This is a genomic window from Burkholderia sp. AU44665 (assembly GCF_030504405.1).
In the GTDB taxonomy this organism is placed as follows: domain Bacteria; phylum Pseudomonadota; class Gammaproteobacteria; order Burkholderiales; family Burkholderiaceae; genus Burkholderia; species Burkholderia semiarida.
The window spans coordinates 46,109-61,347 of sequence record NZ_JAUJRI010000023.1 but is presented as its reverse complement, the minus strand read 5'-3'; the positions used below and the strand labels follow the sequence as shown (position 1 = coordinate 61,347).

The following is a 15,239-nucleotide window of genomic DNA, read 5'->3' as shown; positions in this document are numbered from 1 at the left end:
AGGAATCGTCATGGCCATCGAAACCGTCGGCGTCGTGGGCGCCGGAACCATGGGTAACGGCATTGCGCAAACCGCTGCCGTTGCAGGACTGAACGTCGTGATGATCGACGTCAGCGACGCCGCGCTCGACAAGGGCCTCGCGACGCTGAAGGGCAGCCTCGAGCGGCTCGTGTCGAAGGACAAGCTCGACGCGGCCACGCGTGACGCGGCGCTCGCGCGCATCACGACGTCGACCGACTACGCGACGCTCGCCGCGGTCGACATCGTGATCGAGGCCGCGACCGAGAACGTCGAGCTGAAGGGCCGCATCCTGAAGCAGATCGAGGCCGTCGCGCGCCCGGACGCGATCATCGCGACCAACACGTCGTCGATCTCGATCACCACGCTCGCGGCGCCGCTCGCCGATCCGTCGCGTTTCCTCGGCATGCACTTCTTCAACCCGGTGCCGCTGATGCCGCTCGTCGAGATCATTCGCGGGCTGCAGACGAGCGACGCGACCGCGTCGGCCGTGCGCGCGCTGACCGAGCGTTTCGACAAGTCGCCGATCGGCGTGCGCAATTCGCCGGGCTTCGTCGTGAACCGGATCCTCGTGCCGATGATCAACGAAGCGTTCTTCGTGCTGGCCGAAGGCATCGCGTCGGCCGAGGAGATCGACGCGGGGATGAAGCTCGGCGCGAACCACCCGATCGGGCCGCTCGCGCTGGCCGACCTCGTGGGCCTCGACGTGTGCCTCGCGGTGATGGACGTGTTCGCGAAGGACTTCGGCGATCCGAAGTATCGCGCGTGCCCGCTGCTGCGCGAGATGGTGTCGGCAGGGCGGCTCGGGAGGAAGACCGGGCGCGGCGTGTACGACTACGGCAAGTAAGCCGGTTGTCCCATGGTGTTTCATGCGGCCGCCTTCGGGCGGCCGCGTGCTTTGTATGGCGCGCGCGGCGTGATGACGCGTCGTGTACCGACAGGTCGCGCTACAGCAGCCGCTCGGACAGGACGCGGAATGCGACGTCGGGCACGACGAAGCACAGCGGTTCGCCGGTCGCGCCGATGCGGGCGAGAAAGTCGCCGCCGCCGACGGGGCCGACCGTCTTCAGCGGTCGCACCGCGTCGACGTCGATCGGCAGGTCGATCGACGCATACGCGAGGCGGTCGCAGTCCTCGACGTGGGCGACGGCCGCGTGCTGCAGCGACAGCGCGGCCACGGCCGCGCGCCAGTCGTCGAAGAACGGTGCGAAGGCGGCGGGCAGCGTCCGGTCGTGCGACGCTTCGGCCGTGCAGCGGAAGTCGGGTGCGCTGCCACCGCTTGCCGCCAGCCGCGTGTCGTAGCGTCCGTCGCGCGCCGCATGCGTGAAGGGCCGCGCGAGATGCGACGGCAGCGCGTCGCTGAACAGCCGGCTGCCGAGCGCATAGAGCGGGTGGTCGAACACGTTCTTCACGAACAGCACGGTGCGCTCGGCCGGCACGCCGTCCGGCAGCGCGTCGACGTAGAGCCGCCAGTTGCTTTGCAGCGGCGACGGAAACACGCGGCGCAGCGGCCCGGCGAGACGCGGGCCGAAGTGGCGATGCCGGTAGGTGAGCGTCGTGAACAGCGTGCGGCCGCCTCGGCTCGCGAGTGTGACGCCGCGCGGCACGAGATGCTCGACGGCCGCGACGTCGACGACCCACGTGCAATACACGACATGCTCGACGTCGCTCGCGAGCTGCAGGAACGGCAGCCGCGACAGCAGCGCGCGGCGTGCGCGCAGCAAGGGACGGCTCGCGACCATCCGGTTGGCGAGCCGCCCGGCGAGGCCGGTGGACGGGTAAATGAAGGCGTTGTCGTTGCGCATGGGCGGCATTGTGCCGGGGTTGTCGCATGCTCGGAAGAGGCGGCGAAGCTTTAGACGAACGGCGCGCGTATTTTGCCATCGGCGCGCCGCGTGCTGCCGCTTGTGCAATGGATTCCGACGGCCGAGCCCGACGCATGACGTACGCGCGCAAAGGCCCGCCGTTCGCGCGTCAGTACCCCGACCCGCCGCCGCCCTGGTCGGTCACGATTGCCACGCCTGAACTCGTCCCGAGCCGCGTCGCGCCGGCTTCGAGCATCGCCAGCGCGGCCGCGCGATCGCGCACGCCGCCCGACGCCTTCACGCCGAGCGTCGGCCCGACGGTGCGGCGCATCAGCGCGACATCGGCGAGCGTCGCGCCGCCGTGGCCGAACCCGGTCGACGTCTTCACGAACGCGACGCCGAGATCGCGGCACATCTCGCACACGCGCACCTTCTCGTCGTCGGTCAGCAGCCCCGTTTCGAGGATCACCTTCAGCGGCACCGTGCCGCACGCGCGATGCACGGCGTCGATGTCGGCCTTCACGTCGTCGGCGCGGCCGCTTTTCAGCGCGCCGATGTTGATCACCATGTCGATCTCGCCGGCGCCCGCCGCGATCGCGGCGGTGGCTTCGAATGCCTTCGCGGCGGACAACCCCGCGCCGAGCGGAAAGCCGACCACGGCGCAGACGAGCACGCCGGTTTCAGCCAGCTCGCGCGCGGCGAGCGGCACGTTCGCCGAATTCACGCAGACCGAGTAAAAACGATGCTCGGCCGCCTGGCGGCAGAGCTCGCGGATCTGCGCGTCGCTCGCGTCGGGCGCGAGCAGCGTGTGATCGATGGTTTGGGCGAGCTGGGCGTTGGAAAGCGGCATGTGTCAGGACTCCACGGATCGTGTGCGGAAAGGGCACACGGAAAGTTGATGTTTTCACATCGGTTTGTTACAAATACGACATTCCGGCCGGGCCCGCGCGCCCGGCACGACGAACGACTCACGCGGCGGGCACGCAGGATACCGGCATGGAAACAAAGAAGGGCGAACGGATCAAGACCTTGATGAACGTGCTGCAAGGGCAGAACGCGATTCATCTGAGGGAAGTCGCCGAACTGTTCGGCGTGTCCGAAATGACGATCCGTCGCGATCTCGCGGACAACCCGCACGGCTTGAGCCTGATCGGCGGCTACGTGACGCGCCATTTCGCCGCGCAGCGCAGCGACATCGGCGAATACCTGATCAGCGCCGAGAACAACCGGCAGACGGAGGAAAAGCGCCGCATCGGCAAGCTCGCCGCGCAATTCGTGACGACCGGCGACACGATCTTCGTCGACTGCGGGTCGACCACGCCGTTCATCGTCGACTTCATTCCGGACGACCTCGAATTCACCGCGGTGTGCAATTCGCTGAACGTGTTCGCGAAGCTGCAGCAGAAGCCGCATTGCAACGTGATCCTGTGCGGCGGCGCGTATCACCGCCAGAACATGGTGTTCGAATCGGTCGCCGAAACGGGCATCCTCGATTCGGTGCGCGTGTCGAAGGCGTTCATTTCGGCGGCCGGCGTGAGCGAGCGCTGCGGCGTCACGTGCTTCAACTTCCACGAAGTCGACGCGAAGAAGAAAGTGATGGCGCGCGCGCAGAACCGCTTCCTGCTGGTCGATCACACGAAATTCGACGAAGTGCGCGCGGCCTATTTCGCCGAACTGACCGATTTCAACTACGTGATCTCGGACGGGGAGCTGAGCCGTCGCTACGAAACGGCGATCCGCGAGCACGGGATCGCGCTCGTGACGTGATGCGGCGCGGGCGTGCGGCGCGCCATGCAGCGCGCTTCTCATCGCGCTTCTCATCGCGCCTCTCATCGCATCACGCATTGCGGGCTTCCGCCGGGCCGAGGTAGCCCGTCAGCACTTCGAAGCGGCGCGATGCGCCCGCCGCCAGCGCCGCGACGTGGCCTTTGCGGCGTTCGGCTTCGTAACCCTCCGGCTCGCAGGTCGACGGCAGCGCGAACGCAGCGACCTGTTGGTCCGCGTTGTGCAGGATCCAGCGCGTCGCATGCGGAAATTGTTCGGGGCGGTATGAGGTGTGGAACGCGCCGCCGTCCGGATGCACGAGCCGGAAATGCACGACGCCGTCGGCGTCCGTTTCAACGTCGTTCATGAAGAACACGATTTCGGGGTCGTACAGCGCGGGCGCATCGAGCGTCGCGAGCCGCGCCGGATCGCGCGCGAGCGTGGCCGTGTAGTCGCGCCACGCGGCGGTCGGCTTCACGTGGGCCGGCACGCTGTCGCGCAGCCGCAGCCCGCTCGGACGCAACGCTTGCACGAAGCGCCCGCCCGGCACGTACGCGTAGTTCAGGTGGACCATGTACATCAGGTCCATCGGCGTGCCGCCGAGGTTCGTCACGTCCATCGCGATCGTCATCCGCGCATCGTGCTCGGCCAGCCGCACCGACGGACGCGCGACGTAGTGACTGCCGAAGCCCTGCACGTATTCGTATTCGCCGGTCACTTCGACCGTCGCGCCGTGCGCATCCGAGCCGACGACGAGGCTCGCGCGGTCCATCGGCGCGCACGGCATCTCGCCGTGCAGCGCGTGCGTATCGTCCGGCCCCGGGCAGCCGTTGCGCAGCAGCCCGCTGTGGAACATGAAGCAGCCGTAGGTATCGATGATCGACGCCGCGCGCTTCGGCTGCCGGAACATGTGCTTCATCGTCAGGTCGCGGCCGTCGAATTCGGCGGCCCAGATCATCTGGCCGAGATACGGCAGCACGACGAGGTGCCCGCGGCGGTTGTCGAGCTTCAGCGCCTCGACGCCGGACGGATACGCGAACGCGGTGACGGTGAGGCCGTCGGTGCGGTACAGCGTGCGCGGCGCTTCGCGGAAGTCGTCGCGCCGCAGTTCGATCTCGCCCCGCATGGTCACGCTCCCGACGTGTTGCGCGTCGCGGCGTAGCGCGCGGGCGCATGGCCGTCGGCCGCCGCGTCGGGCGTGGCGGCCGGCAGGTGGCGCAGGCAGTAGAAGCCGTAGTAGACGATCACGACGAAGCATGCGAGCGGCACGACGAACGCGAGCTGCATGTTGCCGCCGGTGTGATCGGAGATCAGCCCCTGGATCAGCGGCACGACCGCGCCGCCGACGATGCTCATCACGAGGATCGAGCCGCCGTATTCGGTGTCCTTGCCGAGGCCGTCGATCGTCAGGCCGTAGATCGTCGGCCAGCACGGGCCGAGGAACACGCTCACGCACACGGCCGCATACACGGCGGTGATGTCATGCACGCCGATCGTGTACGCGAGCAGCGCGATGCACAGGATGCCGTAGACGATCAGCACCTTGGCCGGGCCGACGCGTTTCATCACGAGCGTCGCGACCAGCTTGCCGACGAAGAACGCGAAGAACGTCGCGAGCAGGTAGCGCGATGCGCCGCGCTCGGTGAGGCCGCCGATCTGCATCGCGAGCCGGATCGTGAAGCTCCACACGCCGACCTGCGCGCCCACATACAGGAATTGCGCGACCACGCCCGCGACGAAGCGCCGGTTGCCGAACAGGCGCGCGAGCGTGCCGCGCGCGTCGATCCGGTGCGTGAGCGCGCCCGCGCCGTTGCCCTTGCACGCCGGGTACGGCGTGAGCGCGAACACGATGAACACGGCGACGAGCACGACGATCAGCCACTTGTACGGTTCGAGCGTGGCCTGGATCATCGCGAGCTGGTGCCTGTGCGCGTCGGCGGCCGACATCGCCGCGAGTTGCGCATGCGACGCGTCGCCTTCCTTGAAGATCAGGAAGCTGCCCATGTAGACGCCGGCCATCGCGCCGAACGGATAGAACGTCTGCGAGATGTTCAGGCGCCGCGTGCTGGTGTCGCGCGGGCCCATCAGCGTCGAATACGAATTCGATGCCGTTTCGAGAAACGACAGGCCCGCGGCGATCACGAACAGCGCGACGAGGAACATCCCGTACTTCGCCATCGACGCGGCAGGGAAGAACAGCAGGCAGCCGGTCGTGTAGAGCAGCAGGCCGACGAGGATCGTCGTCTTGTAGCTGAACTTCTTCACGACGGTCGCGGCCGGAATCGCGAGGAAGAAGTAGCCGAGATAGAACGCGGACTGCACGAACGCCGATTCGAAATCGGACAGGAAGAACGATTTCTTGAACTGCGCGATCAGCACGTCGTTCAGGTTCGCGGCGGTGCCCCACAGCGCGAACAGGCAGCACAGCAGCGTGAACGCGAAAAGCGGCGTGCGGTTCAGGTAATAGCCGTCGGGGGCGTGTTCGATCCGGGCTCGGCTCATGGGTGTCTCCTTCCCAATGTCTCGTCGATGAAGGCGCCGGTCAGAGGCCGGCGTCGCGGAGGAAGCGTTCGAACGTCGCGGCGTCGGCGTACGACTTCTGCGTGCCGAGGCCCGTGACCGAATGCGCGGCGTACGCGGACGCGTGGCGCATCGCGTCGAGCGCGTCGCGCGACGCGGCATAGCAGCGCGCGAAGCAGCCGATATACGCGTCGCCGGCGCCCGTCGTGTCGCGCGCGTCGACCGGGACACCCGGCACGTGCCGCGCGCCGTCGCGCGACACCAGCAGCGAGCCGTTGCTGCCGAGCGTGACGAGCACGTGCTTGAGCCCGCGCGCGACCAGCGCTTCGGCGGCACGGGTGGCACGCTCGCGCGAATCGACCGGCATGCCCGACACGATCGCGAGCTCGGTTTCGTTCGGCACGAAGAATTCGACGGAACGGATGCGTTCGAAATCGAGGTCGGCCACGGCGGGCGCGGGGTTCAGCAACACCGGAATGCCGTGCCGCGCGCCGAATTCGATTGCGTAATAGACGGTGTCGAGCTCGATTTCGAGCTGAAGCACGATCAGCGCGCATTCGGCGAGCATCGGCGCGGTCGCGTCGATGTCGGCGGGCCGCAGGTGGCGGTTCGCGCCCTTGACGATCAGGATGCTGTTGCTCGAATCGGGCTCGACGAAGATCGGTGCGACGCCGCTCGACACGCCGGCGACCTTGCGCACGTGCGTGGTGTCGATGCCTTCGCGCTCGAAGTTGCGGATCGTGTTGTCGGCGAACACGTCGTCGCCGACCTTCGTGACCATCACGACGCGCGCACCGAGCCGCGCGGCCGCGACGGCCTGGTTCGCGCCCTTGCCGCCGCAGCCGAGTTCGAAGTTCGGCGCCTCGAGCGTTTCGCCCCGAACGGGCATGCGCGCGACATAGGTCACGAGGTCGACCATGTTGCTGCCGATGACGGCGATTGTCTCCATCTGTTGTCTCTTCCTTGGTATAGGGGGGCGACCGCGCGCGTGGTCGGCGGTTCACGAAATATGATAATAAAATAACATGAAGTGTGAAAATGCAATCCTGTGATGTTAGTGGGGTCACTTTTTGGTCGACGGGCAGGCGGGTGAAAACTCCATCCTGGTGTCGGCATACGAAAAAGGTCGCACTTGGATGAAGGGAGGCAATGTGCAAAAAGACCTAGGCCGGAAATCCACTCAGTGCGAGCAGGGTATCGAACCGGTGATCGCCATGCGCAGTACCGGACATGGCTGTGGCCCTGGCAAATAGCGCTGGGTCGTTGAACGCACGCATGCTTGGCTGCATCGCTTCCGTCGCCTCCGTATTCGTTTCGAGCGACGTACGGACGTTCACGGCGCGTTCCTCAAACTCGGTCGCTGCCTGATCTGCTGGAATACCCTCCGGCGCGTCGAGCCGTCTTGATGAAACCGTCTCTCAGGAACCGAGCGGATTACAGATCCGCTGGATAGGCAAGCGGCGAAGTGCGCCGGCATTACAGTGACGAGTTGGACGCCACAACATACGCACTGCGAGCCGCCTCCCGCAGCGCGAGCCACGCGACCCGGTTTTCGCTTTCCGGAAGACGTGCTGCATGGCACAAGATGCGGCGGCTTCGTTGCGCCTGGTGGCACATTTCTTCGCGCGAGTACCTGACGATGCGCACGACCTCATTACTGTAGCGTCTTTAGACCGCGATGCCTACGGAGGCCAATGCCATGAGACCAAAGGTTTCGAACTCCCCCAGCATTTCGAGGGAAGCAGATACAACGCCGGAAAATTTGTCGCCATCGTCTTCAGTTGCTTCGCAACCGCGAGCCGTGTTTCGGCCAGCAGGGATGCCGGGGAATTTCCAGTCGCGAGCAAATACCCGATCCGAGAACACGGCGTCCATAGGTTCCGGCTCCATTCGGCAGTCGGGCAATTTCATAAACCTTTCCCGTACGCCCCGCAGGCCCTCTGTATTCTCAGGGACCGGAACAGGTACGCTTGGTGAACATGCTACCCAACCGGTGCCAGCGCGGCCTCAGCGCCTCGCCGGGTCGCAGCGGGGAGTTCGCAGGGTTGATTACGACTTTGCGAGGAAAGGGCCATCTCGGGAGGCAATCGCCTACCGTCCTGTTGGTGGCCTCGATGCGAAGGTCCTGCTCGAACAGCGCAAGCGGCAACAGCTCTATTTGCAACATACCGCCAGATATTCACGCGCGGACGTGCTGGACCTTGCGACCGCCAACGTGCTTGCAGGGAAAAAGGGGCATCCGAGGGCGCTCGCCTTTCTGGATCCGGAGGGCAAGACAGATGTGTCGCTGTTTTTGCTTGGCCGGTATGTGGACGCGCTCGACAAATGCACGCTGCGCTCGGGGGACGGCCGGCACGAGCCTCTGCAAGACCCGCAGGTCGAGCAGCGCATAGAGGATGTGGCGCACTACTTGGTCAAGGCGGAGTGGTTGAATGGTGGGTCCGTCTATCACCTGGCCCACTTGTCGAACCGGCTGAGCAAGTTCGAACGTCTTCCCGCAGCTCTGGGTGCAATCGAGAAAATCGCTCGCGAGGTGATGGGACGTGGGGGAGACGCGGACTTTAGGGATCTAAAGGTGACGGCACTTCTGCTCAACGCGTTTTCGAAGCTCCCGAGCGAACCGCGTAATGCGGCGCTATCCCATGTCGCAAATGTTCTGCTGGAAGACGGGGACTGCCTCGCCAGACTGGAAGGACAGGGCCTCAGTATGGCACTCAATGCATTTTCGCAAAGTGCTGATGTCTCCCAATGTGCGCAAGCGGCAGCGAATCTTGCTCAGCGTCTCGCGAGCACGCCGACGTTGGCGACGACGCTGGACGCGCAAGGCGTAAGCAACGTGCTCGGCGCGCTTGCCAAGTGGCCGGGAGATCCTTTGTGCGCGGCGGCAACCGAAAATGTCGCCGCACGCTTGAACAACAGCAGTACGATCCTTGCCGATCTGTCGCCGCAGGGTGTTAGCAACGCCCTCGCGTCGCTGGCGCGAGACGGACTCAAAGACCCATCGCAAACGGGCTTACGGCTTCTTGTCGAGCGTCTGCAAAACGAGTCCGCGCTGCGCAGTCAGCTGAGCGCACAGGAAGTCGCCAGCGTACTTAATATCGTCAGCAAATGGCCTTCGGCGCGCCCCTGTATCGAAGTCGCGCAAGCGCTTACTGATCGCCTCAAAAACGAGCCGGCATTGCGGGAAAAGCTGCAAGAGCAGTCCCTTGCGAATGCGTTGACCGCCCTATCGAAATGGCCGGAGCAGGCTGTCTGCAAGGCGGTCGCGAGCACGCTTGCCGAGCGTATCGTTTCTGAACGCGACCTTCAGGTCGGCTTCAATGAACAGGAGATCAGCAACGTATTAGGCGCGCTGTCGAAATGGCCGGATTTGCCCTATTGCAAGGAAGCCGCGCTCACGCTCATTCCGCGCATCGCGACCGATCCGAGCGTCGTACGCTCTTTCAACCAGCAGGAGGCGGTTCAAACGCTCAATGCATTGCGGACGTGGGCGAAGCACCCCGGATGTATGCAGGCGGCTCGCGCACTGGCGGGCGTTCTCGTGCCGAGTGAAAACGATCAAGGTCCGTTAGCCCGTCGCCTCACTGGGGGCCACGTCAGTTTGACAGCGAATGCGCTCAGTTATTGGCCGGAAGACGACCAGTGCCGCGATGCGGCACTTACTCTGATTCGTCGCTTGCGTGCAGAAGGCGACCTGGTGAAGCACCCGTTGGATTCCCTCAATGCGCTATCTGCAATGGCGCGGCTTGCACATGTCCTGGAATTCCCCGACGGGGCCCGCGAGATCGCCCAACGCTTGCGCAGTGACGAGGAGGCAATCGCTACTGCCGGTGCACAGGAAATTTCAGGCATGCTCGTCGCGCTGTGCAAATTCCCGCAGTACGACTCCTGTACAGAACTTGCTGCCGCATTAACCGCACGCCTCGTCGGCGATGCAGAGTTACGCAAAGGCTTTTCTGCTCATCAAATGAGTGGGACGCTGAACGCGCTCAGCAAGATGCCGGATCTTCCAGGTAGTGCAGAAGCTGCTCGGGAGTTGGCAAGGCAACTTGATCAAGACAGGTCCAAGCTCAACGCGATGAACAGCGAGGACGTCAGCAACACGCTTAACGCCTTGTCCCATTGGACCGCCGAGCCGGCCGCCCTAAAGGTCGCCGGTGCGCTTGGTCAGCGGATCCATGAGGACGACGGTCTTTGCGCGACGTTCAACGATCAGGGACTGTCGAACACGCTCGTCGCACTGAGTAAATGGCCTGACGATGAGCAGTGTGTTGCAGGTGGACGGGCGCTTGCCGAGGCGCTCATCGAGCGCCGTGCTGAATTTGCCTATCCGGAGAAATTTGAAGCGCGTTCGCTTGCCACGATCGCCAACGCGTTGAGTCGCTGGCCTCGTGAGCCGGCATGCACCACCGCTTTGCAGGCCATCGCCGAAACGCTATCCGAGGGCAAGCGGCAATGGAGCGAGTTCAACATGGTGTCGCTCGCGCAACTCGCGAATGCGATGTCACGCCTCCATTCGGCGGACGATAGTGCCGACGATCTACAAGCTCTTTCGCAGACATGTCTGCACATGCTTGCGGCCCATCTCGACACGCACAAGAGCGAGCTGCTCGGAACAGCTTCCGCCAAACATATCGGCGTTATCTTCAAGGCGCTAGGTTCGGCCAACATGCAGAAGGCGATGAAGCCGCTCGTCCCGACTGCCCTTGGACGCGTCCATGCGTTGATCGACACGGACGCCCTGCGCGGCGAAAACCTGGAGTCGCTGGGAACACTGTGCATGGGCCTCGTGCCGGTACAGCGAAGCCCGGAACTCGTGCGTCATCGCAAAGCCGCACTAAAGCTGATGGATCGGCTAAAGCCGATTGCGGATCGTAAGATTCAATTGTTGTTGGATCAGGCAGATTCCACACCCGGAAATAGTCGAGAGGATCAGTCTGCTACTGGCGAGCCGGCAGAACAGTTCGATACGCGTCGCCCCGCCCTGACTTTCGTGCACATCCTGAAGTCGTTTGCGATCACGCAAAGCTTGTGGAAAACGCGCTGGGTAGACGCGCCACGTACCGAGGTGGCACAGCAGCGTGCGGAGCTAAAAGGTTGGGTCGAAAGCCTGCTCGAGCGCACGCGCGACACGGTCACCACCGATCTGCAGGAGATGAGTTGGAATCTCATTGCGCAGATCGAAGTCGGCGACGACATTCTCAATGCGCTGGATGTTCGTATGCGCAGAGATGAAGCTTTGTTGACGGCAAAGAGCAAACCCATTCCGCTCGACCTCGATAAGCTGCAGGCGAGCATGAAGACGAAGCCAGGCACGCTGCGTCCGGTTCGGCCAGGAGAAGGATCGCCGCACTACACGCTCATTGATATGACCGGCAAGACGTTGCGGAGCGAAGAGTCCGAAGGTGGACCCCAGTATTCCTTCTATTCACGCTTGACGGGCCAGCCTGTGACAGAAGTCAAGCTACCTGGTCCCTTGAGCCCCTTCATGCTGGCGCGCACGATCAACCACAACGGCGAGCAGTGGCGCTTCGATATGTTCGGCGGCAGCCATTTGAAGGTGCCGAGTATGCGTCCGCAAGCCATCCTGGCGGGTTCAAAGCGTGGATACGGCCGGCTTCCGGCGATTCGGTACTCGGACAGCGCGCCGACGAGCCCATTTATGAAGCTGGTCTCAAAGCTGGGGCCGCAGCGAGAGGATTGGTCGCGAATTCAGCGCTCTCTACTCGAGATCGTGCCCGCCGACCACGCCGTGGAAGGGACGGTGAGGATTGGCTGGTTCCCGGACGTGCCCGGACCGGAACATCCGTTCAAGCCGGTGGATCCCGCCTCCGGCAAGGAAATAAAGCTATGTCCGAACGACGGTTGCGGGTTCTTGCGCTACGAGGCCGCCATGCAGATTCCGGTCGTGGCTGAGCTCATCAATGCGTGGACCGCTTGTCGAGATGGCCACGCCGACCAAGCACAGCGCAAGCTAATCGAGTCGTTCAAGCAAGAGCCCAGTTACATGGCTCCCCAGGCGCTACAGCACTTCCCTCGCGACGAAGCAGCGGTCAAGGAGGCGAGCGATCTTATCGAGGAAAAGCTGAATGAACTGGTCAAGGCAACGACGGTTGTCGGCAAGGCACCGGGGCTCGACGCGCGCCGGCCTGGTCCTCTGGATCCGGACAACGTCACAAAGCTCGAGCAGTATCGATTGCTCGTCAACGGCGGCTACGAAGGGCGCAAGATCCGGGCGGTGCCGTCTGCCGACGACAACCTCCACCTACCCAGGCAAAAGGGCGAGACGTTCGACAAAAAGGGCGGTGCCGTCCTGCTGGGGAAGCCGCCGTACGACAAGGAAAACTTGTTGCCTATTGAGGAAGACCGTGTGAAGACGATAGGGTCTGGCGATGTCACGGCGAAGTTCCTGAGTAACGACTGCTTTGCGATCCAATATAGTTATGCGGGCTTCGATGACGCCAAGCAGTCGGATGCAGACATTCTCCATAGCAAAGGGATGCTGATTATTCCGCCGAAAGGATCCTGGCCAGAGGCGTACCAGCACCTTGATCTAGCATGTTCCACGGAAGACATGAAGACGCTGTCTACTTGGACGGAATCTCGAAACCGCGCGCAATCGCCCACGTCGATGACGACAACGGGCAGCCTTCGTGTGAAGGATCTGCTGTTGCCTGGCGAACTAGGCGCGGTGCCGATCAGAGAGTTGCGCAAGCGGGACATGGACACCGATGGAGATGACGCATATGTATTTGCCGGTTATCCCAAACTCACCGAACACATCGCGAAAGTTGTAACGGATCGCGCAAGTCGCAAGGGCGTACATCGCTCGTTTAAGCCGCCGAAGACGGCACAGACGGCCTTTGATTCGGATCGTCACTACCACGCGGGGCGTGCGCGAAACATCATCGACGCCCAACAGGGAGATGCGCTCGTAGGCAAGGCCAGCATGGCGGCCGTCCGCTTTATGGCGCAACCTGAGGCATTGCGTCACAAAATGGCGGAGGACTGGATGTTCGGTACCTATGACGGTGTCGATCGCGATCTTCGCAATACGTTGCAGGATCTGATTTCGGACAGCAGCCCGAATCGCGCGATGCTCGACGAGCAGTTCGAGGCGGCGCAGCAGGCCGTCGAGGCGGCTCATCATCCTGTCGCCAAGGAGGTCGCTGAACTATTGCACGGGGCCATCGCCGATTGGCGGCGGACGCTGGACGGTGAGAAGGCAACGCCAGCCGTTTCGACCGGTGCTGAACTTCAAAAGCGGTTTCCGGAATTGGCGGAGAGCTACGGCAAGGCCCAAGCGCCCGTCGATCGAATCGCCGCAATCCTCGATCACTATCCCGTGTGTCGCCTGCCGGCATCGAAATTCCCGCAAGGGCAACCTGGCTATGTGAAAGGAGAAGTCGAACTTACGGCGCGCAATCTGCTGACGCTGGCAGTCAAAGTGGGTACTGATGCGCTCAAATCGAACACCGGGACGGAGACCTTCATGTCGGTCATGGCGTTGTTCGAACGTGTCGAGAAGCAATACGACGAACGTGTCAGGACGGTTCCCTACGGAAAAGAGACAGCGCGCCTGTTGCGAGATGACCGCTTCGATGCCGATAGCGCGTTGGAACAATTGCGTAAGATGCCTTCCATGGCTGCAGCCGTCATGGAAACCTCGATCGAGCAGCAGCAGCGCTTCGGTCTGTTGGCGCGATCGCTCACTCCGCGTGAGCGCATCGCGCAAACTGCGTCACAGGCGGAGATCGAGGCGGAAGCAAAGCGCATCCGAGCGACCGCCGCGCATGTCGAGAAAGTCGCGACGCCTTTAGTGACCAATGTCGTGGGCAAGATCGAGGGCGGCAGTTTGAAGAATATGGACCATCGGCTCAAATCCGTAGGTTCGCTGCAGGAGAAGTTGAGGCGCTTCATCGGAGTGCGCAAGCTATCGCTCGCTGACGCGAGTGCCGGCGTGAACGACGCCGTGCGATATTCCGTGGTGCTGGATTCGGCTACGTTTGCCAAATCGTATGACCTGGCGATCGCTGAGCTGGCGAAGAGCGGAATGGAGCGCGTGAAGGTGGTCAACCATTTCAGAAAGCCGTCGGAGGCATTCAACGCAGTGTCGGTCACCTGCGAACTGAACGTGCCAAACGATCAAGGTAATGAAGAACGCCGACTCGTCGAGATTCAATTCCATACCGCTGAAAGCTTTCAGCTCAAGGAGGCCAACCACGACCAGTACAAGTTATCACATGCGCTTGAGCTGGAAGGCCGGCACGAGGACCGAGCGAAGTTGCTCGCGGGTACCCTTGAGAAGACGAAGGCGATGCCAAAGCCGGAAGGATGGCTCGAGATCGATGACTGGACTCGAGAGGTGGCCCGTCCAAAGGATATCAAGCCGAAGGCGCCGCGTTTGAGTGGAATGGTTGCGTGGGGGCCGGCGAATCAGAGAGCTGTGGCGTTGGCGAGCTCGGCCTTGCAACTGGAGAAGGTGTGCACACCGACTGTCGAGAAATTGATAAAAGGCGTCGGCGGCGAATGGGCCGAGGGGGAAAAATGGCGTGCGTCATTGCTGAAGAAGGAGGCATCCATCGCGCGCAAAATCGACGTGATTAGACGCGAGCGGGGCCTGACTTTGGACGAAGCGGCCCAGCACGTGCGCGACGCGCTTCGCTATACGGTGAAACTGAAACCCGAGTCGTTTACTGCGTCCGCAAAGCGACTACTCGAGGACTTCCCTAAGAACGGCTTTGAGGTGATGCGGGTTCGCAATGCTTTCGTGGAAGATGACGGTACATATCGCGGAATTAACGTCGGGCTGCGGACCGCTGACGGCAAGGATTTCGAGGTTCAACTCCATACCGGGAAAAGCTTTTACGCAAAGCAGAAGAACCACAAGCGTTACGAAAAATTGAGGTCGCTTAGCAGCACGATCGAGGCTGGCAGCGATCGGGCGGACGGCAATGATATCGATGTCTTCGACACGGAGCGCCATCGCTTGTCGAATTTAATGCGTTCGCAGACTGCGAGCGTCGAGATACCGGCTGGTATTGAGACAATCCAATCTTTCCGGCGCTACTAATTGACGTCGTATGAACCAACCCGGCTTTCGAGAAGGCCGGTTGGTTCAAATTCAGGCCG

The 15,239-nt window shown here is 62.9% G+C and carries 9 protein-coding genes and 1 pseudogene; 4 read left to right on the top strand and 6 right to left on the bottom strand.

All coding sequences use genetic code 11. The features are described 5' to 3' along the window. The first annotated feature begins 10 nt into the window (after positions 1-10). Complete coding sequence (locus QZM15_RS28905) at positions 11-865, top strand: 3-hydroxybutyryl-CoA dehydrogenase (RefSeq protein WP_302107756.1); 855 nt, start codon at positions 11-13, stop codon at positions 863-865. A gap of 100 nt (positions 866-965) precedes the next feature. On the opposite strand, the gene QZM15_RS28900 is transcribed toward QZM15_RS28905, so the two are convergent. Continuing rightward, a complete protein-coding gene (locus tag QZM15_RS28900; protein WP_367034039.1) occupies positions 966-1,832 on the bottom strand; it encodes a DUF2071 domain-containing protein in 867 nt (288 codons plus the stop codon). 160 nt (positions 1,833-1,992) lie between these two features. Then, the gene (gene deoC / locus QZM15_RS28895) at positions 1,993-2,673 is read right to left on the bottom strand and encodes a deoxyribose-phosphate aldolase (protein WP_059578964.1); all 681 of its coding nucleotides are present in this window, start codon (positions 2,671-2,673) and stop codon (positions 1,993-1,995) included. A 146-nt stretch (positions 2,674-2,819) separates the two neighbouring features. On the opposite strand from deoC, the gene deoR reads away from it, so the two are divergent. Continuing rightward, positions 2,820-3,590, top strand: coding sequence for a DNA-binding transcriptional repressor DeoR (deoR, locus tag QZM15_RS28890; RefSeq protein ID WP_059578967.1), 771 nt, complete (start codon positions 2,820-2,822; stop codon positions 3,588-3,590). Between the two features lie 70 nt (positions 3,591-3,660). Here the strand turns inward: deoR and QZM15_RS28885 are convergent, their stop codons facing one another. From QZM15_RS28885 to rbsK, 3 genes are read right to left on the bottom strand one after another with little or no spacing between them, the layout of a single operon-like run. Beyond that, complete coding sequence (locus QZM15_RS28885) at positions 3,661-4,713, bottom strand: aldose 1-epimerase family protein (RefSeq protein ID WP_302107754.1); 1,053 nt, start codon at positions 4,711-4,713, stop codon at positions 3,661-3,663. A 2-nt stretch (positions 4,714-4,715) separates the two neighbouring features. Next, positions 4,716-6,089: an L-fucose:H+ symporter permease gene (gene fucP / locus QZM15_RS28880; protein ID WP_302107753.1), complete on the bottom strand. Its 1,374-nt coding sequence runs from the start codon at positions 6,087-6,089 to the stop codon at positions 4,716-4,718. A gap of 40 nt (positions 6,090-6,129) precedes the next feature. Next, the gene (gene rbsK, locus QZM15_RS28875; protein WP_302107752.1) at positions 6,130-7,056 is read right to left on the bottom strand and encodes a ribokinase; all 927 of its coding nucleotides are present in this window, start codon (positions 7,054-7,056) and stop codon (positions 6,130-6,132) included. A 220-nt stretch (positions 7,057-7,276) separates the two neighbouring features. Between rbsK and QZM15_RS28870 the strand changes: the two are divergent. After that, positions 7,277-7,513, top strand: a pseudogene (locus QZM15_RS28870) (IS5/IS1182 family transposase); the annotation flags it as partial. 262 nt (positions 7,514-7,775) lie between these two features. Here QZM15_RS28870 and QZM15_RS28865 read toward each other — a convergent pair. Further along, on the bottom strand, positions 7,776-8,018 hold the full coding sequence (locus QZM15_RS28865) for a hypothetical protein (protein WP_124864160.1): 243 nt from the start codon (positions 8,016-8,018) through the stop codon (positions 7,776-7,778). Positions 8,019-8,298: 280 nt separating this feature from the next. Here QZM15_RS28865 and xopAD point away from each other — a divergent pair, with 280 nt between their 5' ends. Further along, positions 8,299-15,180, top strand: coding sequence for a XopAD/skwp family type III secretion system effector (gene xopAD, locus QZM15_RS28860; protein ID WP_302107751.1), 6,882 nt, complete (start codon positions 8,299-8,301; stop codon positions 15,178-15,180). The last annotated feature ends 59 nt before the right edge of the window (positions 15,181-15,239 follow it).

Bases quoted from the DNA above. Each gene is read 5' to 3' on its own strand.
- fucP (WP_302107753.1), bottom strand. From the start codon at position 6,089: ATGAGCCGAGCCCGGATCGAACACGCCCCCGACGGCTATTACCTGAAC.
- QZM15_RS28885 (WP_302107754.1), bottom strand. From the start codon at position 4,713: ATGCGGGGCGAGATCGAACTGCGGCGCGACGACTTCCGCGAAGCGCCG.
- deoC (WP_059578964.1), bottom strand. From the start codon at position 2,673: ATGCCGCTTTCCAACGCCCAGCTCGCCCAAACCATCGATCACACGCTG.
- deoR (WP_059578967.1), top strand. From the start codon at position 2,820: ATGGAAACAAAGAAGGGCGAACGGATCAAGACCTTGATGAACGTGCTG.
- rbsK (WP_302107752.1), bottom strand. From the start codon at position 7,056: ATGGAGACAATCGCCGTCATCGGCAGCAACATGGTCGACCTCGTGACC.
- QZM15_RS28900 (WP_367034039.1), bottom strand. From the start codon at position 1,832: ATGCCGCCCATGCGCAACGACAACGCCTTCATTTACCCGTCCACCGGC.
- QZM15_RS28905 (WP_302107756.1), top strand. From the start codon at position 11: ATGGCCATCGAAACCGTCGGCGTCGTGGGCGCCGGAACCATGGGTAAC.
- QZM15_RS28865 (WP_124864160.1), bottom strand. From the start codon at position 8,018: ATGAAATTGCCCGACTGCCGAATGGAGCCGGAACCTATGGACGCCGTG.